This is a genomic window from Mesorhizobium sp. M1428, assembly GCF_040317515.1.
GTDB lineage: Bacteria > Pseudomonadota > Alphaproteobacteria > Rhizobiales > Rhizobiaceae > Mesorhizobium.
This window is the reverse complement of the sequence record NZ_JAMYKT010000001.1, coordinates 56,577-77,384: the sequence shown is the minus strand read 5'-3', so window position 1 is coordinate 77,384 and position 20,808 is coordinate 56,577. Positions and strand designations below refer to the sequence as shown.

Annotated in this window: 22 protein-coding genes; 13 read left to right on the top strand and 9 right to left on the bottom strand. The window is 62.9% G+C overall.

Annotated features, from left to right (window positions below; all coding sequences use genetic code 11):
- Positions 1–7: 7 nt before the first annotated feature.
- Together NKG60_RS00430 and NKG60_RS00425 are read right to left on the bottom strand one after the other, a co-directional pair.
- Positions 8–451: an SRPBCC family protein gene (locus tag NKG60_RS00430; RefSeq protein WP_352564345.1), complete on the bottom strand. Its 444-nt coding sequence runs from the start codon at positions 449–451 to the stop codon at positions 8–10.
- 169 nt (positions 452–620) lie between these two features.
- Positions 621–1,865 (bottom strand): DegT/DnrJ/EryC1/StrS family aminotransferase, encoded by a 1,245-nt coding sequence (locus NKG60_RS00425; RefSeq protein ID WP_352564343.1) that lies wholly within the window; start codon positions 1,863–1,865, stop codon positions 621–623.
- A gap of 363 nt (positions 1,866–2,228) precedes the next feature.
- Between NKG60_RS00425 and NKG60_RS00420 the strand changes: the two genes are divergently transcribed.
- From NKG60_RS00420 to NKG60_RS00400, 5 genes are all read left to right on the top strand, one after another.
- Positions 2,229–3,203: a polysaccharide deacetylase family protein gene (locus tag NKG60_RS00420; protein WP_352564341.1), complete on the top strand. Its 975-nt coding sequence runs from the start codon at positions 2,229–2,231 to the stop codon at positions 3,201–3,203.
- Between the two features lie 80 nt (positions 3,204–3,283).
- Positions 3,284–4,252, top strand: coding sequence for a rhizopine catabolism ABC transporter substrate-binding protein (locus NKG60_RS00415; RefSeq protein WP_352516737.1), 969 nt, complete (start codon positions 3,284–3,286; stop codon positions 4,250–4,252).
- Between the two features lie 148 nt (positions 4,253–4,400).
- Complete coding sequence (locus NKG60_RS00410; protein WP_352456268.1) at positions 4,401–5,516, top strand: ABC transporter permease; 1,116 nt, start codon at positions 4,401–4,403, stop codon at positions 5,514–5,516.
- Between the two features lie 14 nt (positions 5,517–5,530).
- A complete protein-coding gene (locus tag NKG60_RS00405) occupies positions 5,531–6,361 on the top strand; it encodes an ATP-binding cassette domain-containing protein (protein ID WP_352564536.1) in 831 nt (276 codons plus the stop codon).
- 32 nt (positions 6,362–6,393) lie between these two features.
- Positions 6,394–7,500: a Gfo/Idh/MocA family protein gene (locus tag NKG60_RS00400; RefSeq protein ID WP_352564340.1), complete on the top strand. Its 1,107-nt coding sequence runs from the start codon at positions 6,394–6,396 to the stop codon at positions 7,498–7,500.
- Positions 7,501–7,521: 21 nt separating this feature from the next.
- Here the strand turns inward: NKG60_RS00400 and NKG60_RS00395 are convergent, their stop codons facing one another.
- A complete protein-coding gene (locus tag NKG60_RS00395) occupies positions 7,522–8,295 on the bottom strand; it encodes a FadR/GntR family transcriptional regulator (protein ID WP_352564339.1) in 774 nt (257 codons plus the stop codon).
- Between the two features lie 30 nt (positions 8,296–8,325).
- Positions 8,326–9,327, bottom strand: coding sequence for a LysR family transcriptional regulator (locus NKG60_RS00390; protein WP_352564337.1), 1,002 nt, complete (start codon positions 9,325–9,327; stop codon positions 8,326–8,328).
- 109 nt (positions 9,328–9,436) lie between these two features.
- Between NKG60_RS00390 and NKG60_RS00385 the strand changes: the two genes are divergently transcribed.
- The 3 genes from NKG60_RS00385 to NKG60_RS00375 all read left to right on the top strand — a co-directional run bounded on the left by NKG60_RS00385 (position 9,437) and on the right by NKG60_RS00375 (position 11,558).
- The gene (locus NKG60_RS00385; RefSeq protein ID WP_352564335.1) at positions 9,437–10,051 is read left to right on the top strand and encodes a nitroreductase family protein; all 615 of its coding nucleotides are present in this window, start codon (positions 9,437–9,439) and stop codon (positions 10,049–10,051) included.
- Positions 10,048–10,905, top strand: a complete 858-nt coding sequence (locus NKG60_RS00380; RefSeq protein ID WP_352564333.1) for an EamA family transporter — start codon at positions 10,048–10,050, stop codon at positions 10,903–10,905. Before NKG60_RS00385 ends, NKG60_RS00380 begins: the two co-directional genes overlap by 4 nt.
- 164 nt (positions 10,906–11,069) lie before the next feature.
- Complete coding sequence (locus NKG60_RS00375; RefSeq protein ID WP_352564331.1) at positions 11,070–11,558, top strand: nucleoside deaminase; 489 nt, start codon at positions 11,070–11,072, stop codon at positions 11,556–11,558.
- 152 nt (positions 11,559–11,710) lie between these two features.
- Here the strand turns inward: NKG60_RS00375 and NKG60_RS00370 are convergent, their stop codons facing one another.
- The gene (locus NKG60_RS00370; protein WP_352564330.1) at positions 11,711–12,193 is read right to left on the bottom strand and encodes a MarR family winged helix-turn-helix transcriptional regulator; all 483 of its coding nucleotides are present in this window, start codon (positions 12,191–12,193) and stop codon (positions 11,711–11,713) included.
- 108 nt (positions 12,194–12,301) lie between these two features.
- Here NKG60_RS00370 and NKG60_RS00365 point away from each other — a divergent pair, with 108 nt between their 5' ends.
- Positions 12,302–12,706, top strand: a complete 405-nt coding sequence (locus tag NKG60_RS00365; protein WP_352564328.1) for a VOC family protein — start codon at positions 12,302–12,304, stop codon at positions 12,704–12,706.
- Positions 12,707–12,807: 101 nt separating this feature from the next.
- On the opposite strand, the gene NKG60_RS00360 is transcribed toward NKG60_RS00365, so the two are convergent.
- Positions 12,808–13,704 (bottom strand): NAD-dependent epimerase/dehydratase family protein, encoded by an 897-nt coding sequence (locus tag NKG60_RS00360; protein WP_352973793.1) that lies wholly within the window; start codon positions 13,702–13,704, stop codon positions 12,808–12,810.
- 146 nt (positions 13,705–13,850) lie between these two features.
- On the opposite strand from NKG60_RS00360, the gene NKG60_RS00355 reads away from it, so the two are divergent.
- Positions 13,851–14,789 carry an NAD(P)-dependent oxidoreductase gene (locus tag NKG60_RS00355; protein ID WP_352564324.1) on the top strand — a complete coding sequence of 313 codons (939 nt, stop codon included), beginning with the start codon at positions 13,851–13,853 and terminating at the stop codon, positions 14,787–14,789.
- 250 nt (positions 14,790–15,039) lie between these two features.
- On the opposite strand, the gene NKG60_RS00350 is transcribed toward NKG60_RS00355, so the two are convergent.
- From NKG60_RS00350 to NKG60_RS00340, 3 genes are all read right to left on the bottom strand, one after another.
- The gene (locus NKG60_RS00350) at positions 15,040–15,258 is read right to left on the bottom strand and encodes a hypothetical protein (protein WP_352665962.1); all 219 of its coding nucleotides are present in this window, start codon (positions 15,256–15,258) and stop codon (positions 15,040–15,042) included.
- 285 nt (positions 15,259–15,543) lie between these two features.
- Positions 15,544–16,323: a FadR/GntR family transcriptional regulator gene (locus NKG60_RS00345; protein ID WP_352564321.1), complete on the bottom strand. Its 780-nt coding sequence runs from the start codon at positions 16,321–16,323 to the stop codon at positions 15,544–15,546.
- A 149-nt stretch (positions 16,324–16,472) separates the two neighbouring features.
- A complete protein-coding gene (locus NKG60_RS00340; RefSeq protein ID WP_023675805.1) occupies positions 16,473–17,462 on the bottom strand; it encodes a sugar-binding protein in 990 nt (329 codons plus the stop codon).
- 427 nt (positions 17,463–17,889) lie between these two features.
- On the opposite strand from NKG60_RS00340, the gene NKG60_RS00335 reads away from it, so the two are divergent.
- The 3 genes from NKG60_RS00335 to NKG60_RS00325 all read left to right on the top strand — a co-directional run bounded on the left by NKG60_RS00335 (position 17,890) and on the right by NKG60_RS00325 (position 20,769).
- On the top strand, positions 17,890–18,630 hold the full coding sequence (locus tag NKG60_RS00335; protein ID WP_023675804.1) for an ATP-binding cassette domain-containing protein: 741 nt from the start codon (positions 17,890–17,892) through the stop codon (positions 18,628–18,630).
- A gap of 33 nt (positions 18,631–18,663) precedes the next feature.
- Positions 18,664–19,662 (top strand): ABC transporter permease, encoded by a 999-nt coding sequence (locus tag NKG60_RS00330; protein WP_254820532.1) that lies wholly within the window; start codon positions 18,664–18,666, stop codon positions 19,660–19,662.
- 279 nt (positions 19,663–19,941) lie between these two features.
- Positions 19,942–20,769, top strand: coding sequence for a helix-turn-helix domain-containing protein (locus NKG60_RS00325; RefSeq protein ID WP_352564319.1), 828 nt, complete (start codon positions 19,942–19,944; stop codon positions 20,767–20,769).
- Positions 20,770–20,808 lie beyond the last annotated feature (39 nt).

The following is a 20,808-nucleotide window of genomic DNA, read 5'->3' as shown; positions in this document are numbered from 1 at the left end:
CTTTATCTTACTGGTTGATCTCGGGTTCGACGAGCTTCGCCAGATTTCGCAGCGACTCCTGCCAGCCGAGATAGCAGGCCTCAACCGGGATGACGTCTGGAATACCGGCCTGCGTGATATTCACTTCGGTGCCGACCGACACTTTCTTCAATGTCACGGTCACCTCGATCTCGCCGGCCAGGTTGGGGTCGTCGAACCGGTCGGTGTAGCGCAGCTGCTCATTGGGCACGAGCTCGACATATTCGCCGCCGAACGAATGGCTGTCGCCGGTGGTGAAGTTGCGGAAGGACATTTTGAACGTACCGCCGACTTTCGCCTCGAAGTGATGAACCGTGCAGGTGAAGCCGTTCGGCGGAAGCCATTTCGCAAGTGCATCCGCTTCGACGAACGCGCGGTAGACTTTCTCCGGGCTGGTTGTCAGAACGCGGTGCAGACGTACGGTGCCGGGCATATCGTTATTCCTCCGTATTGGTGATCGATGCCCCCTAGGACGAGCGGAGCCCGGCCTATCCGACACGGGCCTGCCGATTTTTTGATTACCGGTTATGCCGACCGGAATCCTCGCCCGGCCGCCGGACAAGGAACTCGGCCCCAGGGTAGCAAACCGCGCCGGATCTGGTCTAGTTCACACTATCGAACTTCTGCAGATCAACCGGTGCCGCCCTGCGCAATTCGACATCATCCAGCGAAGCATTCTCCAGCGCCACCCGCGCCGCCGCATCGATGTTGTGGATCATGTCCTGAATGTCGGTATCGCTGTGCGCCGGGTTCATGGCGACCATCACGGTGCGGTTGAGGATGTCGAGCGAGCGCTTGCCGAGGTCGTCGGAATAATCCAACCGCAGGCCCTGGTTCTCGGGCAGTGCGTAAGGATTGAGCGCCGGATGATGCGCGCCTTCATGCATCAGCACCTGGTCCCACTGGGTGAAATTATGGCGGCCGGTCTTGCCGGCAACGACGCTCGGAATGGTCTTCGAAAAAGTCTGCGACGCCTGCTCGCTCGGCAGCAGGTACATCACCTGTGCGGCGCAATCGTCGTCCGGACTGTTCATCGGCGACGGCGTCAGCCCGAGATTGCTAAGGTGGCGGGTGCCGGCCAGCACCGTCTTCTTCTCGGCCCGCATCGCCTCGATGATGCCGTCCAGCCGGTCGAGCTGGACGTTGAGCATCGCCCCCATCAGTTCGGAAGCACGCGCGCCGATGCCGGCGAAGGGTTTGATGCTGTCGCTTCTGCCCTGCCAATAGAAATGGCAAGGGTCGATGGCGCAGCGCGCCCGCTCCGCCACCTTCGGGTCGCTGGTGGCGATGCCGCCGCCCTCGCCCGAGGTCATGTTTTTGAAGTAGTTGAAGGAATAGGCACCGGCATGGCCGATCGAGCCGAGCTTGCGGCCCTCATAGCCGCCGCCGATGCCCTGGCAGACATCCTCCAGCACCAGCAAGCCGCGCTTGGCAGCAATGTCCATGATCGCGTTCATGTTGCAGGCCGCGCCCCACATATGCACCGGGATGACCGCCCTGGTGCGCGGCCCGATAGCCTCGCGCAAGGCGATGGGATCGATGGTCAGGCTCTCGTCGATGTCGACGATAACGGGAATGGCCCCGACCGACAGCACCGCGGTCGCGGTCGCCATATAGGTGTGCGCAGGCACCAGCACTTCGTCGCCGGGGCCGATGCCGAGCCCGATCAGGCCTGCGGCGAGCCCATAGGTGCCGCTGGCGGCCAGCGCGAAATGCTCGACGCCAAGATGCTGCGCATAGCGGGCCTCGAAGCGGTCGCATTCGCTGTCCTTGCCGTAACGAAACAGCGCACCCGAGCGGATCACCCTGGCAATGGCTTCGATTTCCTCTTCGCCGGCGGTGTACATGACAGGCCTCCAAGTTACTTGGTAGTTTGGGTCACTTGATAATGTGGTCGCTTGATGGTGTGGACAGCTGTAGGCTTGTCGGCACAGTTTGAAAGAACCACTCCGCCGCTATTCGACCAAGCCATCTGCGCCCGGAAGACAGTTCCTATGACTGGTTTTGAACCCTGATTGGGGAAATCGGCAGCTAAGTGTCTCAGCCGGCAGGCAAATTGTACCCATCCGAATTCGCCAAAGTGGCCCTGTCGGAAAGGCAGGTTTCGGCGTTCCATTCCGGCCAGTTGGGCAAACGGTTGGTTCCATGAAAGACGGGACACACTTTGGAAGACCCCCGAAGCCGGTATGCCGGCGGGAAGGCGGCCATTCGTGAACGCCGCCGGCTCCAGCAAACGGATCGTGCTCCACGAGGACGATGTCGGCATGTGCCACGGCGCCAACAGCGCCTTCCTCGAATTGAGCGGGCTGGGTGTCTGCAGTTCCGGCGCGGTGATGGTGCCGTGCCCCTGGTTCCTCGAAATGGCCGAGAGCGCTGCAGCCAACCCTGCCCTTGACCTTGGCGTTCACCTGACACTGAACAGCGAGAAGCAGCATTACAAATGGCGGCCGTTGACCGCGCCGTCGCGGGCGGCGGGCCTGACCGACGAGTTCGGCTTCTTGTGGCCCGATGTGGCGACCACGCGCCGCAAGGCGGTGCCGCAGGCGGTCGAGGCCGAGCTTCGGGCCCAGATCGACACCGCCTATCGCGCCGGCATCGACGTCACCCATCTCGACGCGCATATGGGCGCGGCATTGTCGCCGGAATTTTGCGACATCTACATCAAGCTCGGGCTCGAATATCAGCTGCCCGTGCTGCTGACCAAGACCCTGTCCGCCTATTCCCCCAACGACAATCTGGTCGGGGTTACCGAGGAGGCGTTCCAGCGCGGCGTGGCGCTGGCCCGCGCCGGCGGCTTTGCCATTTTCGACGCCGCCATCCAGACGACCTGGGGCCGGCCGCGTTCCAGGCCGATCGGGCCCGCTTACAAAGCGCTCATCGAGGGTGTGCGCGAGGGCCTGACCTTCTTTTGCCTGCATTGCAACGCGCCCGGTGAACTCGAGCTGATCGAGCCGCGCTCCGCCTATGTCCGCACCGAAGAGTACGAGCTGTTCCGCGACCAGGGCTTTCGCGACTGGCTCGCCGCACAGCCAATCGACGTCATCGGCATGAAACCGTTGCGCGAGGAGCTTCGCGCCACGCTCTCGGCCGGGCGAGCATCAACAACGGCCCGCGGCAGCAGCGCGGGCGAACAGCGATTGGCGTCGGCAAAGGCCCGCAAAGCGGCCACCCGATCCGCGACATGAGCCGATCGTCGCGGCCGGAAAAACGGCGCCAGAGGGATTGGACAAGGGATTGGAACTGCAACGATAAATGGGAGAATAAGATGAAAGCTCTTCTGAAAGTGGCATTGGGCGCCTTCGTCTCGGCGGGCCTGATGACAGGTATCGCGCATGCCGCGGGCCTCAAGGATCCGAAGGACGTCCGCATCACCTTCGTGGTGCACGGGTCGGCGTCCGATCCCTATTGGTCGGTGGTCAAGCGCGGCGTCGATGACGCGGCCGCCCTCACCGGCGCCAAGGTCGAATATTACGCGCCGCAGGTCTTCGACGTGGTCGAGCAGGCCCGGCTTCTGGACGCCGCCATCGCCACCAAGCCGGACGGTATCGCCGTCTCCATCGCCGACGCCAATGCACTCGGCAAATCGGTCAAATCCGGGCTTGCCGCCAATATTCCCATGGTGGTTCTGGATTCCGGCGAGAAGGAAGGCGCCGAGCTCGGCACGACGCTCTATGTCGGCACCGTTTCCGAATATGATTCCGGCAAGAAGGCCGGCGAGCGGCTGGCCAAGGAAGGCACGCTGAAGGTCGTCTGCATCAACCACGAGGTCGGCAATGTCAGCCTCGACCAGCGCTGCCAAGGCCTCAATGACGGGCTGAAGCCCTCCGGCGGCGGCACCGAGGTTCTGGCCGTGGCGCCGGATCCCGCCGATATCCAGCGCCGCACCGAAGCCTATCTGTCGGCGCATCCCGATACGCAGGCCGTCTTCGCGCTCGGCGCCACCGCCGCCAACCCGCTGATCCCGATGTTCCGCGACAAGGAACTGTTCGGCAAGCTCAAGCTCTACACCTTCGACATCAGCCCGGAGGTCCTCGACTCTGTCGTCGCCGGCGAAATGGGCTTCGGCATGGACGCCCAGCAATATCTGATGGGCTACCTGCCGGTGATCTATCTGGTCGAGCAGGCGACGCATGGCTTCTGGCCGCAGAACAACGCCTATACCGGACCGCTGTTCATAGACTCGCCGGAAAAAGCCAAGGCGATCCTGGCGCTCGCCAAAGAGGGCATCCGCTAGGCAAGCGCTCCGACGGAACGGGAGAATGCGCCAAGCGCTCTCCCGATCCGTTCGAAGATTGCGAATTGAGCGATTGGAGAGCCTAATGGCGGTCGTGGAAGACAAGGCGATACCTCCGGGCGAACTGAAGGCGGCCGACCGCTTCGGCATGACGTCGAAGCGGGCCGCCGGCGCCGACGAGCGGCTGGCCAGCACCGGCAAGCTGACCCAGTGGCTGCGCCGGCCGGAAGCCGGTGCTGCCGGTGGGCTGCTTGCGACGATCATCATCTTTGCCCTGCTGCCAGGCGCGGCGAACCTCTATTCGCTGCAGGGATCGATGACCTTCCTGACGCTGTCGGCGGAGCTCGGCATCGTCGCCACCGCGGCGGCACTCCTCATCATCGCCGGCGAGTTCGACCTTTCGGTCGGCTCAATGGTCGGCTTTGCCGGTGTCGTCATCGGGCTGACGGTGAAGTACTGGGGCCTGCCGCTATGGGGCGGCATCGCCTGTGCCTTCGCCGTTGCCATCCTCACCGGCTATCTCAATGGCCTGATCGTGGTGAAGACGCGCCTGCCCTCCTTCATCGTCACGCTCGCCACGCTCTATATCCTGCGCGGACTGTCGATCGGCATCACCCGCGCCGTCACCGGGCGCACCCAGATCCCCTACATCCTCGAAGGCGCACCGGACCCGGCGACGGCCGGCATTTTCAACGGTCATCTGCTCACCGGCCTGTTCCACTGGATGGGCGCGCAAGGCTGGATCGCCACCCGCAGCGACGGCATTCCCTTCGTCGCCGGCATTCCGATGTCGATCGTCTGGTGGCTCGGCCTGACGGCGCTGGCCGGCTACGTGCTCACCCAGACGAAATATGGCAACTGGATCTTCGCTACCGGCGGCGACCTGATCGCAGCCCGCAACGTCGGCGTGCCGGTCGATCGCGTCAAGATCAGCCTGTTCGTCTACACCGCCTGCGCGGCGACGCTGCTCGCCACCATCCAGGTGATGGAGGCGGGCTCCGCCGACACCACGCGCGGCCTGCTCAAGGAATTCGAGGCGATCATCGCCGCTGTCATCGGCGGCGTGCTGCTCACCGGCGGCTACGGCACCGTCTATGGCGTGCTGTTCGGCGCGCTGATCTTCGGGCTGGTGCAGATGGGCATCTTCTACACCGGCATCGACACCGACTGGTTCAAGGTCTTCCTCGGCATCGTCATCCTGATGGCCGTGCTGGTCAACAACTACATCAGGCTGAAGGCGCTCGGCCGCGGAGGTGGCAAATGACTGCGCCAGCCCAAATGAGCGAACCGGCCCGAACGACCGAACCGGCAATGGAACTGCGCGGCGTCAGCGTCAATTTCGGCTCGGTGCGCGCGCTCCAGGACATCGACATCAAGGTCTATCCGGGCGAGGTCCACTGCCTGCTCGGCGACAACGGCGCCGGCAAGTCGACGCTGATCAAGGTTCTGTCGGGCGTCTACCGGCCGAGCAAGGGCGAAATCCTGGTCGACGGCAGACCGGTCACCTTCCGCAGCCCGCGCGACGCGCAGGAGCTCGGCGTGGCAACGGTATTCCAGGACCTCGGCATGATCTCGCTGATGTCGATTACCCGCAACTTCTTCCTCGGCCGCGAGCCGACCAAAAGCAGCCTGCCCTTCTCGCGCATCGACAAGGAGCGCGCCAACACCATCGCCAGGCAGGCGATGGCCGATATCGGCATCGACGTGCGCGATCCGACGCAAGCCGTCGGCACGCTGTCGGGCGGCGAGCGCCAGTCGGTGGCGATCGCCCGCGCCGTGCATTTTGGCGCGCGCGTGCTGATCCTCGACGAGCCGACCTCCGCGCTCGGCGTCCACCAGGCGGCGATGGTGCTGAAGTTCATCATCGAAGCACGCATGCGGGGCTTGGCCGTGATCTTCATCAGCCACAACATCCACCATGCCTATCCGGTCGGCGACACCTTCACGCTGCTCAACCGCGGCCGCAATCGCGGCACCTACGCCAAGTCCGAGATTTCGCGCGATGAGGTCATCTCGATCATGTCGGGCGGCGAGGATTTGAAAGCGGTCGAGGCGGAGATTGCCGGCCTGCTCGCCCAGATCGGCAACCGGCCGCCTGCGGCGCCTTGAGCTGACATCAGGACATTGCGGGGAATGATGGCATGAGCAGGATACGCGTCGGGGTCGTCGGCGCCGGCATGATCTCGCAGGTCGAGCATATCCCCAATCTGCTGCGCCTCGGTGAATTGTTCGAGGTCGTCGGGGTCGCCGATCCCTCGAGGATTTCGCGGCAGTTCGTCACCGACACCCATGGCGTTGCCAATTTCGAAACGATCGACCAGCTCTTCGACCAGCGCCTCGACGCGGTGGTGATCGGCTCACCGGACCCGCTGCACCACGAACAGGTGCTGGCGGCGCTGGCGCGCGGCCTGCATGTCTTTTGCGAAAAGCCGCTCTGCTATTCGCCGGCGGAAATCCTGGAGATCGTCGCCGCGCGCGATGCCGCCAGGAAAGTCATGCAAGTCGGCTACATGAAGCGCTTCGACCCGAGCTATCGGCTGGCGCTCGCTTCGCTGCCAGGCACATCAAGCACACTGCGTTCGGTCTCGGTGGAGGTAAACGATCCCGACGCCTGGCCGTTCATTGCCCATCAGCCCTACAGGCGCGGCACCGATATACCCAAGGACATGATCGCCGCCGTCGCCGCCAGGCAGAAGCGCCAGGTCGAAGAGGCCGTCGGCGTGCATCTGACCGATCTCGCTTTCCGTGGATTTACCGGCGCTTACAGCTCGGCCTTGATTCACGACGTCAATGCCGTCCATGGCCTGCTCGATGCGCTCGGCGTGCCGGACGGCGAGGTCGTCGGCGCACAGATCTTCGCCAATGGCGACGGCGGCCACGGCGCCGTCAAGCTTTTGGACGGGCAGGCACTGTGGACCATGACCCACCTCACCGTACCCAAGCTCGCCGACTACAAGGAGCGGATCACGCTGTTTTTCGACGATGCCAGCCTGGAGCTCGAATTCCCCTCGCCCTGGCTCAACCATCATCCGACCCGGCTGACGGTGACGACCGCGGACGGTCACACGCTGTCGAAGAACGATTTGCGTGCCGGCTATGCAGAAGCCTTCGTCGAGGAGATGCGTGGCTTCTGGGCAGCGATCGTCAATGGCGATGCCGTCGTCAACCCGCCCGAGCACGCCGCCCGCGACCAGGCCTTGCTGATCGGGCTGACCCAGCGGCATCTGGCGACCGCACCCATCGACTGAGTGCCTGTAGCCGAACGGCAGCTACCGGGACTTGATGACGCTGTCGGTATTGGCCAGCAGCTTGCGCACCGCATTGCGCGCCGCGTCCGGCCGCTGCAGGCGGATGCTCTTCTCGATTGCCTCATGCAGCCGCTGCGCATGCTGCAAATCGTCGAGTTCCCGCGTGGTATAAGCGAACAGATGATCGAACGCCGATTCGATCAGCACGCCGAGCGGCACCAGCAGATCGTTGCCCGAAGCGCGCAGGATGGCGAGGTGAAACCGCGTGTCGGCGCGCGTCCGCTCCTGCAGGTTGGTCGCTTCGCCCATCTCGCGGCAGGCCTGGCTGATCTCGGCCATCTGCTCGTCGGTGCGCCGCATCGCGGCAAAAGCGCTGGCCTCCGGCTCGATGATGTGGCGGAATTCCTGCACGGTTCTCAGGAACACCTCGCGGTCCGGCGAGGTCGCATACCAGGCCAGCACATCGCGATCGAGCAGGTTCCAGCGTTCCTTCGGCTCGACCCAGCTGCCGATTTTCGGGCGTGACGCAAGCAGGCTCTTGGCCATCAGCATCTTGATCGCCTCGCGCACCGCCGAGCGACTGACGTCGAAAGTCTCCGACCATTTGGCTTCGTTGGGCAGGATGGTTCCCGGCGGATAGTCGCCGCGCACGATCCTCAGCCCGATCTCGTTGGCCAGCGACGCATGCACGCTCGACCCCGGCACGCGTGCCGCATCGGCCCGGCGGACACCGCTGGTGCGTTCGGCGAACGCCTCGGCCGCTGTCTTTCGCTTATTCGGCTTCGCGTCCTGCATAGCTCCACAAAGTCCGGATTTGGAGGCATGTCAAGGAGATGAAATCGACGGCAATATCTCCGTTTGACTTTCCGCGTCCGTCGCCTCGCCGACACCGCGCTTTGCCGAGCGCTCACGCCGGAGCGGCACGAACGGCTTCTCTTTGTCCCGACAGAATTCCTCGATCAGGAAATCAAGGAAGACGCGGATTTTCGGGGCGAGATGCTGCCGTGCCGGATAGACCGCGTAGAGCGTGGTTTCGACCTTTTCCCAGTCATCCAGGGCCGATTGCAGCCGGCCTGCTTTCAGATCGCTCTCGACATAGGGATAGGGGATCAGGCTGACGCCGAAGCCGGCGCGCAACGCATCGCGCACGGCAAGGCTCGAGGAGACCGAATATCGTCCGTCGATGGCGATCCGCTCGCTGCGGCCGTCCTTGCAGAACTCCCATATGTCCGCATGTCCCGAGAGGCTGAACCGGATGCAATTGGCCGCCTTCAAATCGGCAGGCGTTTTGGGCCGGCCATGCGTCGCGAAATAGGCCGGAGCTGCGCAAAGCACGTGCGGCATGACAGCAAGCTTTCTGGCGACCAGGCTGGAATCCTCGAGATTGTCGCTGCCGCGAATGGCCAGGTCAAATCCCTCCCGCACGATGTCGACGCGCCTGTCATCAAGATGCAGATCGAGCTTCAAATCGGAATAGCGCGATAGAAACGCGGGAATGGCAGCCGAAAGCCGCGTCAACGTGACAGTCATCGGCGCGCTGACCCGCAACGTCCCGCTCGGCGCCGTCTTGATCGGGCCGAGAACCTGGTCGGCCCTGGCCAGCGCATCGAGCCCCTGCGTGACATGCTCCAGGTAGATCCTGCCTTCTTCGGTCAGCGCCATGCGCCGCGTCGTCCGGTTGATGAGCCGTACCCCCAGATGCGCCTCCAGCTCGGCGATGTTCTTGCTGATCGCCGGAGGCGAGAGGCCGAGCCGCCGCCCGGCTTCGGCAAAGCTGTTCAGTTCAGCCACTTGGCGGAAAACCTGCAACGCAGTCAGGCGATCCATCGCACCATTCTCTTCCAGTAAACAATGTCTTTCATTTCTCACATATTATCGTCTGTTGGTAAATTCCATATCTGCTTCCCGAACGGCTTACTCATTTCGGAATGACATGATGACCAACCCCACAATCTCCCTTATCGAGCGACGCATGTCGGCCAATCGGTTCGATGTCTCGCACGCGTTGACGGATGCCGAGGTCGAGGAACTGGCACGCCTCGCAACGCGCGCGCCAACCGCCTACAACCTTCAGAATTGGCGGTTCATCGCCGTGCGGACGCCGGAAGCAAAGGCACGGTTGCGCAGCGTGGCCCACGGCCAGGCCAAGGTGCAGGACGCAGCCGTCACCTTCATCATCTGCGGCGTACTGCCCGACCACGCTGCCCTCAATGCCAGGCTGCGTCCTTTCGTCGAAGCCGGCTTCATGCCGGCGGATATGGCTTCGGGCTGGCAGGAAGGCGCCCGCACCCAATATGCCGATCCTCGAGCGGCCCGCGACGAAGCCGTGCGCTCGGCAACGCTTGGCGCTGCAACGCTGATTTTTGCAGCCGAAGCGCTGGGGCTCGTCGCTGGTCCTATGGGAGGCTTCGATGCCGAAGGCGTGGCCCGCGAGTTTGGCCTTGGAACGAATGAAGTGCCGGTGATGCTCATCGCGGTCGGCCGCGCCACGCCCGGAAACTGGCCGCAAAAGCCGCGCCGCCCTCTTGCCGAAGTTCTGGAAATCTTATGAAAACGCACCGTTCCGATCTGTTGCTTACAGCCATTGCACCCGCGATATGGGGCAGCACCTATATTGTCACGACGCAGTTCCTGCCGAACCTCTCGCCGATGACGGTTGCGATGCTGCGGGCCTTGCCCGCCGGATTGCTGCTGCTCGCGATCGTCCGGAAACTGCCGACGGGCATCTGGTGGCTGCGCAGTTTCGTGCTCGGAGCCCTCAACATCTCGATCTTCCTGAGCATGTTGTTTGTCGCCGCCTACCGGCTTCCTGGCGGGGTCGCGGCGACGGTACTGTCGGTCCAGCCGTTGATCGTGATTTTCCTTGCCGCTGCCCTGCTTGCCAGCGCCGTCCGACCGTTAGCGATCGTCGCTGCCCTTGTCGGGATCGCCGGTGTTGCATTGCTGGTGCTGACCCCGAACGCGACGCTCGATTTAGTCGGCGTTGCCGCCGGCCTCGCCGGGGCGGCCTCCATGGCCTTCGGAAGCGTATTGGCCCGTAAGTGGCAACCGCCAGTATCGCTGCTTACCTTCACGGCATGGCAACTGACTGCCGGCGGTCTCCTTCTCGTTCCGGTGGTCGTGCTTTTCGAACCACCCATCCCGTTCCCGACTGCGGCCAACCTGCTTGGACTGGCGTGGCTCGGCCTGGTCGGCGCGGCGCTGACTTACGTCCTCTGGTTCCGGGGCATTGCGCGACTGGAATCTGCGGTGGTGTCGTCGCTGCTTTTCCTCAGCCCGGTGACCGCCGTGCTGCTTGGATGGGTATTCCTGGACCAGACGCTGACCTTGCCTCAAATCGCCGGCGTCGTTTTCGTCATCGGCAGCATCTGGCTGGCTCAACGCCCTAGTCGCAACGAGTCCTAATGCATGTCGCGCAAAAGTGTGCAGCGGTTTTGCGATTACGACATGCATCAAACAAGAACCTAAAGCGCGTCGCATGGAGGCCGGTCGAACGCGACGCGCTTTAGGCCGCCGACTTGTGTCGGCGGATTGTTCGGCACTATGGTCAAGCGGCGGAGGATCTGCCGATGCCACAACGCCCCTATGATGAGCGCCTGCTCCGTCAGGCGTTCGACGTCGCGCGCAAAGCCCGCGATGCCGGCGAACATCCCTTTGGTTCGCTCCTCGCCGACAAGGACGGCAATGTGTTGCGCGAGCAGCCCAACGGTTACAAAGCCGGCGGGGGCGACCGCACCGCTCATGCCGAAAGGCTGCTGGCCTCCTGGGCGGGGATGAATATCAGTCTCGAAAAACTGGCTTCCTGCACCCTCTACACTTCGGCCGAACCTTGCGCGATGTGCTCCGGGACGATTTATTGGGCGGGCATCGGACGGGTCGTCTTTGGGCAGAGCGAACACGACCTCAAGCGGCTGACGGGCGCACATGTCGAGAATCCCACACTCGACCTGCCCTGCAGGATCGTCTTCGAAGCCGGGCAGCGTCCGACTGAGGTCATCGGCCCGCTGCTTGCCGATGAAGCGGCGCAACTCCAGGCCGAATTCTGGAAAGACAAGTAGGGTCGGGACTCGTTGATTCAGAGGCAGAGGTGACTGACTGCCACCTGATGCAATTCCAGGAAAAGTGTGAAACGGTTTTCCGTCCGGAATTTGCGTCAAAACAAAAAGATAGATCGGTTCGGCGTTCCGTGAAACGATGAAATCGTTCTAATTTAAAGGCCTGTCAGCAATTTCTTAAGCAGAGCGTTAAGAGTTTCCTGCTCCGCCAGCGTCAGCACGGAGATTAATTGCTCTTCCAGCGCCACCATTGGACCGATCAAATCGTCGATCGCGCGCTTGCCGCCAGTCGTCAGCGCAATTTGCTTGCCGCGCCGGTCGGCGGGATCGGGGCGTCGTTCAACCAGCCCGGCGCGCTCCAGCCGGTCCAGGCGGCTCGTCATGCCGCCCGAGGAGATCATTGCCGATTCGTAGAGCTGAGTAGGTGAGAGCATATACGGTTCACCGGCGCGCCTGAGCGGCGTGAGCACATCAAACTCACCTACATTCAGGCCTGCTTCTTTGAGCAACGGGTTCATGTGATCGCGGATAACCCGCGCGGCGGCATCAAGCAGACGACCTACCGTTTCAACAGGCAACAACGGAAGATCGGGGCGCTCGCGGGTCCATTCCTTAGCTGCGGCCTCGGCGCGATCCATGGCAAATATTCCCTCGGCAAAATGTATCTTGCAATCAAGATACATTGCATCTACTAACATTATAGTAAGATAATAGCGCAGCGCGCATTCCTGGAGAAGGCGAAATCGATGCCCAAAATGATTTTCGTGAACCTGCCTGTCCGTGACCTGTCGGCGTCAACGGCGTTCTACGTGGCGCTAGGCGGCACTGTGAACCCGCAGTTTTCGGGCGAGAAATCCACCTCGATCATGTTCTCGGACACGATCGGGGTGATGCTGCTGACCCATGACCACTACCGCGAATTCACTACACGCCCAATCGGCGACGCAAGGCGCGATAGCCAGGCAATGATCGTCCTCACTGTCGATGACCGCGACGCCGTCGATTCAACACTGACCAGCGCAGTTGCGGCGGGCGGTCGCGCCGATCCCAACCCGGCACAGGATCTTGGCTTCATGTATAATCGCCACATTGAAGACCCAGATGGCTACGTCTGGGAAATCGTGTGGATGAACCCGACGGCGAACACCTGAACGTCGGGTGCGGGCGCATCGGCCGTAGCGGTTCCTGAGCCTGGAGTCGTGACCAGCAATTCGGTGCTGGCCCAGTGCCGGCTCCGCATCAGCTGCGCCCGTCAGGTCGTCTTGACATATTTCCGCCAGCTGTGCTCCGGCCGGAAGCCGAGCATGTCCCGCGCCTTGCGGTTGGAGAGCAGCGTCTCGTATTCGCCAACTTCACCCTTGACCGGCACATCGGGATAAAACCGCTTCAGCAGTTCGGCTGTCGGCAGGTCGGACGAGGTGTCGTCATTGGCGGCGTTGAACACCTGATAGCCGAGCCGATCCTTCTCGATGGCGCGCAGCGTGATCTGGCCGAGGTCGCGCGCGTCGATGTAGCTCCAGGCAATGCGCTTGCGGAAACCCGGATCGGCGAACCATTTCGGAAACAGCGAATATTCATGCGGCTCGATGACGTTGCCGATGCGCAAGGCGTAAATGTCGAAGCCGCTGCGCAGGGCAAAGGCGCGCGCCGTCTTCTCGTTGACGACCTTGGACAGCGCATAGCTGTCCATCGGATCGACGTCGTACTCCTCGTCAAGCGGGAAATGCGTCGGATCGCGTGGCTCATTGGCGAAGACCAGGCCGTAGCTCGTTTCGCTGGAGGCGATCACCACCTTGCGGATGCCGAGCTTCACCGCCGCCTCGATGACGTTGTAGGTGCCGAGCGCGTTGATGCGGAACACCTCGTTGTCGGGCGTGATCATGATGCGCGGGATCGCCGCGAAATGCACCACGGCATCGACCGGCTGCGTGCGCAGCGACGGGTCGAATTCATGCAGGCCCATATAGCTCGACAGCGCATTGAACACCTGCCCGCTGTCGGTGATGTCGGTGATCAGCGTGCGCACCTTGGGATTATCGAGCGGCTTGGTGTCGATGTTGAGCACCTGGCAGCCCTGCTCGACCAGATACTGCACGACGTGGCGCCCGGCCTTGCCGCTGCCGCCGGTGAACATGATCCGCTTCGTCATTTTGCTCTCCCTGGAATTCATGTGTATTGTCAGACAATATCGAACTCTGCAATCGCCTGCCATGGCATGCGGCAAAAACCCGCTTCAACAATTCGCCGGCAAGGTGCAGCGCCGTCATCCATCATTGCAAAATAGGACGAAACGACATGAACACGACCGCTGCGAGCGAAAAGATCGGCTTCATCGGGCTTGGCCTGATGGGCCATGGGATCGCGAAGAACATCGTCGACAAGGGCTATCCGCTGACGTTTCTCGGCCGCAAGAACCGCACGCCGGCCGAAGACCTGCTCGGCCGCGGCGCCAGGGAAGCGGCGACCTCGCGCGACGTCGCGGCGGCATCCGATATCGTCTTCATCTGCGTCACCGGCTCGCGCGAGGTCGAAGCCATCATCCGCGGCCCAGGCGGCCTCAGGGAAGGCCTGAAGCAGGGATCGGTTGTCGTCGACTGCTCGACCTCGGATCCTGTCTCGACGGTGGCGCTGGCCGCCGAGCTCAAGGGGTTCGGCGTCGACTATGTCGATGCCCCGCTCAGCCGCACGCCGAAGGAGGCCTGGGAAGGCACGCTCGACGCCATGGTCGGCGCGCCCGACGCGGTCTTTTCCCGGCTGAAGCCGGTGCTCGAAACCTGGGCCGGGCGCATCGTCCATATCGGCGACACCGGTGACGGCCATCGCATGAAGCTGCTCAACAATTTCATTTCGCTCGGCTACGCCGCGATCTATTCCGAGGCGCTGGCGCTGGCGCAGAAGGTCGGCATCTCGCCGCCGCGCTTCGACAGCGTCATCCGCAACGGCCGCATGGATTGCGGCTTCTACCAGACCTTCATGCGCTGGACGCTGGAAGGCGACCGCGACGCGCACAAATTCACCATCGCCAACGCCTTCAAGGATCTCACCTATCTCGAATCGATGGCAGGTGCTGCCGGCATCGCCAACCCGCTCGGCAACGCCACCAAGAACGCCTTCGCCGGCGCCTTCGCGGCCGGCCCCGCCGACCAGTACGTGCCGATGCTGGCCACGCATATCGGCAAGGTCAACGGCGTCGATCTCATGCCGACCAGGGATGGCAAAAAGCAGACGATCTGAGGCGGCCGATCAGCTTTCGGCCACGCAACATTCCGGGGTAAGCGCACCGGCGAAGCTGCCGACCTCCCTGAGGCAGTGCCATCGCACGTCGGCAAGAGCCCCCTCACCCGGATTGCCAACCGAATTGCGAAGGGCAATTCGGGACAATCCGACCTCTCCCCAAGGGGAGAGGAGGTCGCCTGCGTTGATGCCAGGGCTCTTCTCCCCAGCGGGGAGAGTGGCCGCGAAGCGGCCGGATGAGGGGGACTCCCTATGCGATTGCCCTGCCTTGCTGTCCCTCAGTCCTCGGCAACACCGAAACTTTCAAAGCCAGAAATAAAAAACCCGCCTCGTTGGGCGGGTCGTCGGGGCCAATCAGCACCATAGCCAGATTAGTAGCATAGCTGCCGGCACAAAGCAAGAACAAAATACGCTGCGGTCGCACAAAAAACGCGATTTCCTTCACCGCCGCGAGCTTGCGCTCAAACATGCCGCAGCAGGGCGCCGTCGGCGAAGCTGCCGATCTCCCCCCTTGCGGGGGAGATGCCCGGCAGGGCAGAGGGGGGTGCTGTCCCGCCGACCTGTGAACCAGCCGCAGTCAAGTCCTCATGCTGAATCTCGATTGGAATGCTGAGGGCCAAGTTGGCGATCCTTCCCACCCCCCTCTGTCCTACCGGACATCTCCCCCGCAAGGGGGGAGATCGGATGACGCTTCTGCTTTCGCCAATCACTAACATAAAGCAGGGCCAGGCTGGCGCCCGCCTCGGCGCCTAAATCACCGCCGCGAACGGCCGATGACATCGTCGGTGTTGGCGAGAAGCCTGTGTACCGCGGCGCGGGCTGCGGCGGGCCGCTGCAGGCGGATGTTCTTCTCGATCGCCTCGTGCAGCCTTTGCGCATGCTGCTGGTCGCTGGTTTCGCGCGTGACGAAGACAAACAGGTGATCGAGCGCCGATTCGATCAGCACGCCGAGCGGCACCAGCAGATCGTTGCCCGAAGCGCGCAGGATGGCGAGGTGAAACCGCGTGTCGGCGCGCGTCCGCTCCTGCAGGTTGGTCGCTTCGCCCATCTCGCGGCAGGCCTGGCTGATCTCGGCCATCTGCTCGTCGGTGCGCCGCATCGCGGCAAAAGCGCTGGCCTCCGGCTCGATGATGTGGCGGAATTCCTGCACGGTTCTCAGGAACACCTCGCGGTCCGGCGAGGTCGCGTACCAGGCCAGCACATCGCGATCGAGCAGGTTCCAGCGCTCCTTCGGCTCGACCCAGCTGCCGATCTTCGGGCGCGACGCAAGCAGGCTTTTCGCCATCAGCATTTTGATGGCTTCGCGCACCGCCGAGCGGCTGACGTCGAAGGTCTCGGACCATTTGGCTTCGTTGGGCAGGATGGTTCCCGGCGGATAGTCGCCGCGCACGATCCTCAGCCCGATTTCGTTGGCGAGCGACGCATGCACGCTCGAGCCGGGAAAGTGTGCGGCGTCGGCACGCCGAACGCCGGCCGGCCGCGCAGCCTCGGCCTTCAACTTGGCGGGTCGCTTTTTTGATGTCGCGTCCGGCATTCGTATTCCCCGGCAGCTGCTTGTCGAAAGCCTGAACTCAGGACACGACAAAGCAACGGCCTACGCTCCAAAGCAGCGTCGCCTCGTGCGTTTTGTATGGACGATGCGTAACGGGGCGCCCGCTGAACGGGCGCCCCGAAACTGCGAACCTACTTCTGGATGCAGGTGTCGACGGTGTCCTTGGTGCATTCGTCGAGGCCGGTGAACACCGGATCGGCGACCGGCTTGCCGTCGACCAGGTCGATCATCACCGAGGGCGCCTTGTAGCCCATCTCGAACGGCCGCTGGCCAACCAGTGCGGTCACCAGCCCGTCACGAGCAATCGCCACCTCGTCGCCGATGGTGTCGGCGGCGCCGATGACAAAGGCGTTGCTGGCGATCTTGTCGGCCATCGGCTTGAACAGGTCGCGGTAGGGCTGCGGAGCGCCGAACAGCGGCCAGCCGCCCATGATGCCGAAGGCGTCGAGGTCGGGATTGGCAGCGAGGATGTCGGTCATCGCCTGCACGCCCTTGGCACCGTCGTCATTGGTGAACACCGGGCAGCCGGCAACTTCCGTCCAGCCGCCTTCGCCCGCCAGCGCCGCGAGGCCGTCCTTGCCCGAAAGCGCGTCACGCATGCCCTGCGCGCGGCGCAGGATGTTGTCGGCCGCCGGATTGCCTTCGATGGTGCAGATCTTGCCGCCATTCGGCTTGGCCTTCTTGATGTATTCGCCGATCTTGTGACCCATCAGGTAGTTGTCGGTGCCGAGATAGGTCTTGCGCAGCGCCGCGTCTTCCTTGCTGAGGTCGGCGTCGAGGGTCATGATCGGGATCGACGGATTGGCGCTTTTGATCGTCTGCGCGATCAATGGCGCGTTGGACGGCGAAATTGCCATCGCCACCGTGTCGGGCTTGCTCAGCATGTCCTGGACGATCTGGGCTTCACCGGCCTCGTCCGAGGTCGATGCCGGTCCGGTGTAGAAGCACTCATATTCCGAGCTGGCGTTTTCCTTGTTCCATTTCTCGCAACCCTGGTGGATGGCCTCGAAGAATGGATTGTCGAGACCCTTCACGACGATGACGAGCTGTTTCTTGGCCATGGCCGGCCCGGCACCCAACGCCATGACGGCGGCGGCAGCGAGCAATAGTGATTTCCTCATGTCAGTCCTCCCTTTTGAAACAAACGGACACCGCGTGCCCGCCACACACAGATCGACCCGGAGCAAGATGACAGAGGACGTCGCACTCGTGTCGCCAAGCCAGGTCGATAAGCATTTTCATATTCAGTCTCAGACCGGCACCGACAGATACTGCTGGTTACCAAATCCCTGACCGACAAACCTTCACCGATTCCTTCCGGCAACCCGGGACATCGGTGCAAGCTCCTCCGACACTTAGCTAATATCGCCTTGTCACCGACGTCAATGCTATTTGTCCTACAAAACTGATTTTTCGAAAGAAGCCGTGGTTGACGCCAAGAAGGCTTATGCGTAAATGGGCGAAATCGCTGCTTCCGGGAGGAACTGGGGAGAGCGAAAGGCCGCGGCAGAACCGCAGGCCGCAAAGCACGGGGAGGCAAGAAGGCTGGTGGCGGTTCTCGAACTCACCAACATCTCGAAGCATTTTGGCGCCATTCAGGCGGTCAACGACGTGTCGTTGTCGATCGAGGCCGGACAGGTTGTCGGCCTGATGGGCGACAACGGCGCCGGCAAGTCGACGCTGGTCAAGATGATCGCCGGCAATTTCCCGCCGAGCCATGGCACGATGCAGATGGACGGCAAGGAGCTGATCCTGCACAAGCCGGTCGAGGCGCGCCAGCACGGCATCGAAATCGTCCATCAGGACCTGGCGCTGTGCAACAATCTGACGGCCGCCGCCAACGTCTATCTCGGCCGTGAATTGCGCCGCGGCCTCGGGCCGCTTCGCATCCTCGACTATGCCGCCATGTACAAGCGTGCCGGCCAGATCTTCGCCGAGCTGAAATCCGAAACGCGCCCGCGCGACCTGGTCAAACAAATGTCGGGTGGCCAGCGGCAGGCGGTGGCGATCGCCCGCACCATGCTTTCGCAGGCCAAGATCGTGCTGATGGACGAGCCGACCGCGGCGATCTCGGTCCGCCAGGTCGCCGAGGTGCTGAACCTGATCCGCCATTTGCGCGACCAGGGCATCGCCGTCGTGCTGATCAGCCACCGCATGCCCGACGTCTTTGACGTTGCCGACCGCGTCATCGTCATGCGGCGCGGCCGCAAGGTCGCCGACAAGACGATCGCATCGAGTTCGCCGGAAGAAGTCACCGGACTCATCACCGGCGCCATCGAACAGGTATGATTGACGCCTCAACCAGAGTAAAAAAGGTCGATAATGGCAGTCACCCTTGATCAGACGATCGCGCACAAGCAGCACACCTTGCTGAGCAAGGTGTTTGCCAGCCAGACCTTCTGGGTGGTAATCGCGGTCATCCTCGCCTGCCTGTTCCTGTCGGTGGCCACGGATTCCTTCGCCACGACCAAGAACCTCTACAACATCACCCGTAACGTCACCTTCGTCGCCATCGTGGCGCTCGGCATGACCTTCGTCATCATCACCGGCGGTATCGACCTGTCGGTCGGCTCGGTGCTTTGCCTGTGCTCGATGGTGCTGGCCGTGACCATGCATGCCGGCTACGGCATCGAGATCGGCATTGGCGCTGCAATCGCGACAGCGCTGATCATCGGCGCCTTCAACGGGGTTCTGATCGCCTATCTCGGCTTTCCGCCCTTCGTGGTGACGCTCGGCATGCTGTCGATTGCGCGCAGCCTTGCCATGGTCGCCTCCAACAACACAGTCGTCTTCCAGTTCGGGCCCGACCACGACAAGCTGCTGGCGCTGGGCGGCGGCGCCTGGGTGTTCGGCATCGCTAATCCGGTGCTTTACATGATCGTGCTGGCGTTGATCACCGGCTTTGTGCTGCGCTGGACGAAATTCGGCCGGCACATCTTCGCCATCGGCGGCAACGAGCATGCAGCAACGCTGACCGGCGTTCCGGTGCGCCAGATCAAGGTTGTCGTCTACATGATCTCGGCACTGGCGGCTGGCCTTGCCGGCATCATCCAGACCGGCTGGCTGGGCGCGGTCACCACCAATCTCGGCAACGGCATGGAGCTTCAGGTGATCGCCGCCACCGTCATCGGCGGTGCCAACCTAGCCGGCGGCATGGGCACAGCCTTCGGCGCGGTCGTTGGCGCTGCGCTGATCGAGGTCATCCGCAACAGCCTCGGCCTGCTCGGCATCAATGCCTTCTGGCAAGGCGTGTTCATCGGCGGCGCCATCCTGCTCGCCGTGCTGTTCGATCGCATCCGCAATTTCAGGCGCAACGACTGAATTTTCGGCCGGATCTCGGCGCTGAATCATAGATCGTTCGCCGGTCGAATTGCCGGCCTCGAGGCCTCGCTGGCGCTGGTCGCCGGCCGACCGCGACGGTCTTGCCATACCGGCCTGGAAACGCTCGCCTTCCTCCTATCGCCGAGTCTGAAAATCCGCCGCTGCGGCGCATGGCCGGCGCCCCGACGTGCACATCCGTCTTGACGCAAGCCCAAACTGAGCCGCACAATCGCTCGCAGCAGGCGAAGGGAGGCCAGTCGCCTGCGGGAGGATATACCCATGACGGAAGCGATCAGGCTCTACTGGGGCCGGTTCGGACATGTTTCTGTCCTGAACGTCGCCAGCGACTTCGTCACCCATGCCCATGTCGAGGCGCATATCATCATCTGGCTGGAAGGCACGGCCGGCGAGATGACTATCGGCCGCGAGACGGTGCGGCTTGGACCGGGCACCGCCGCCGGCATCAATTCCTTCCAGCCGCACAGCCACGCTCTGTCCCGCGACGGCACGCCCGGCCTGTTCCTCGCCTTCTACATCGATCCGGACTGGGCTCGAAAACGCCGCGAGCTGCCTTCCTCTGCGCCACTGTTCTCGAGCCCGGCAATCACGCTCGAGCCTTGGCTGCACAAGGCAGCGGCTAACCTCCTCGATCATCTCAGCGACAATGAGAGCATCGACGACATCGCCAATTACGAGATCGAGCGCTTCATCGACAGCGTGCTCGATGCCGCCGACGCGTCCGCACCGCAGACGGTGCGCGCCCGCGTCAACACCATGCAGGATTTCCGCGTCCGCAAGGCGATCCAGCTGATGAAAGCCAATGTCTGCGAGCGCATCTGCTTCGACGACGTGGCGCGCAGCGTCGGCCTGTCGCGGCCGCATTTCTTCGCGCTGTTCAAGGAACAGACCAATCTGACGCCCAACGTCTATTGGAACACGCTGCGCATGGAGGAAGCGGTGCGGCAATTGCAGTGGTCGCAGGAGCCGCTGATCTCGGTCGCCTGCAATCTCGGCTTCACCACCCAGGGCAATTTCTCGCGTTTCTTCCGCGACCATGTCGGCGTCCCGCCGACGCTTTACCGCGAGGCGGCGCGGGCGATCAGCTGAGCGCCCGTTTTTCAGACTATTTGATAGGCGTTCAAGACG

What these genes read in the sequence shown, in the direction of transcription:
- NKG60_RS00390 (WP_352564337.1), bottom strand. Translation starts at nt 9,327, where the DNA reads ATGGATCGCCTGACTGCGTTGCAGGTTTTCCGCCAAGTGGCTGAACTG.
- NKG60_RS00340 (WP_023675805.1), bottom strand. Translation starts at nt 17,462, where the DNA reads ATGAGGAAATCACTATTGCTCGCTGCCGCCGCCGTCATGGCGTTGGGT.
- NKG60_RS00380 (WP_352564333.1), top strand. Translation starts at nt 10,048, where the DNA reads ATGAAAACGCACCGTTCCGATCTGTTGCTTACAGCCATTGCACCCGCG.
- NKG60_RS00430 (WP_352564345.1), bottom strand. Translation starts at nt 451, where the DNA reads ATGCCCGGCACCGTACGTCTGCACCGCGTTCTGACAACCAGCCCGGAG.
- NKG60_RS00375 (WP_352564331.1), top strand. Translation starts at nt 11,070, where the DNA reads ATGCCACAACGCCCCTATGATGAGCGCCTGCTCCGTCAGGCGTTCGAC.
- NKG60_RS00400 (WP_352564340.1), top strand. Translation starts at nt 6,394, where the DNA reads ATGAGCAGGATACGCGTCGGGGTCGTCGGCGCCGGCATGATCTCGCAG.
- NKG60_RS00395 (WP_352564339.1), bottom strand. Translation starts at nt 8,295, where the DNA reads ATGCAGGACGCGAAGCCGAATAAGCGAAAGACAGCGGCCGAGGCGTTC.
- NKG60_RS00325 (WP_352564319.1), top strand. Translation starts at nt 19,942, where the DNA reads ATGACGGAAGCGATCAGGCTCTACTGGGGCCGGTTCGGACATGTTTCT.
- NKG60_RS00410 (WP_352456268.1), top strand. Translation starts at nt 4,401, where the DNA reads ATGACGTCGAAGCGGGCCGCCGGCGCCGACGAGCGGCTGGCCAGCACC.
- NKG60_RS00345 (WP_352564321.1), bottom strand. Translation starts at nt 16,323, where the DNA reads ATGCCGGACGCGACATCAAAAAAGCGACCCGCCAAGTTGAAGGCCGAG.
- NKG60_RS00425 (WP_352564343.1), bottom strand. Translation starts at nt 1,865, where the DNA reads ATGTACACCGCCGGCGAAGAGGAAATCGAAGCCATTGCCAGGGTGATC.
- NKG60_RS00330 (WP_254820532.1), top strand. Translation starts at nt 18,664, where the DNA reads ATGGCAGTCACCCTTGATCAGACGATCGCGCACAAGCAGCACACCTTG.
- NKG60_RS00385 (WP_352564335.1), top strand. Translation starts at nt 9,437, where the DNA reads ATGACCAACCCCACAATCTCCCTTATCGAGCGACGCATGTCGGCCAAT.
- NKG60_RS00405 (WP_352564536.1), top strand. Translation starts at nt 5,531, where the DNA reads ATGAGCGAACCGGCCCGAACGACCGAACCGGCAATGGAACTGCGCGGC.
- NKG60_RS00355 (WP_352564324.1), top strand. Translation starts at nt 13,851, where the DNA reads ATGAACACGACCGCTGCGAGCGAAAAGATCGGCTTCATCGGGCTTGGC.
- NKG60_RS00415 (WP_352516737.1), top strand. Translation starts at nt 3,284, where the DNA reads ATGAAAGCTCTTCTGAAAGTGGCATTGGGCGCCTTCGTCTCGGCGGGC.
- NKG60_RS00370 (WP_352564330.1), bottom strand. Translation starts at nt 12,193, where the DNA reads ATGGATCGCGCCGAGGCCGCAGCTAAGGAATGGACCCGCGAGCGCCCC.
- NKG60_RS00350 (WP_352665962.1), bottom strand. Translation starts at nt 15,258, where the DNA reads ATGTTTGAGCGCAAGCTCGCGGCGGTGAAGGAAATCGCGTTTTTTGTG.
- NKG60_RS00365 (WP_352564328.1), top strand. Translation starts at nt 12,302, where the DNA reads ATGCCCAAAATGATTTTCGTGAACCTGCCTGTCCGTGACCTGTCGGCG.
- NKG60_RS00360 (WP_352973793.1), bottom strand. Translation starts at nt 13,704, where the DNA reads ATGACGAAGCGGATCATGTTCACCGGCGGCAGCGGCAAGGCCGGGCGC.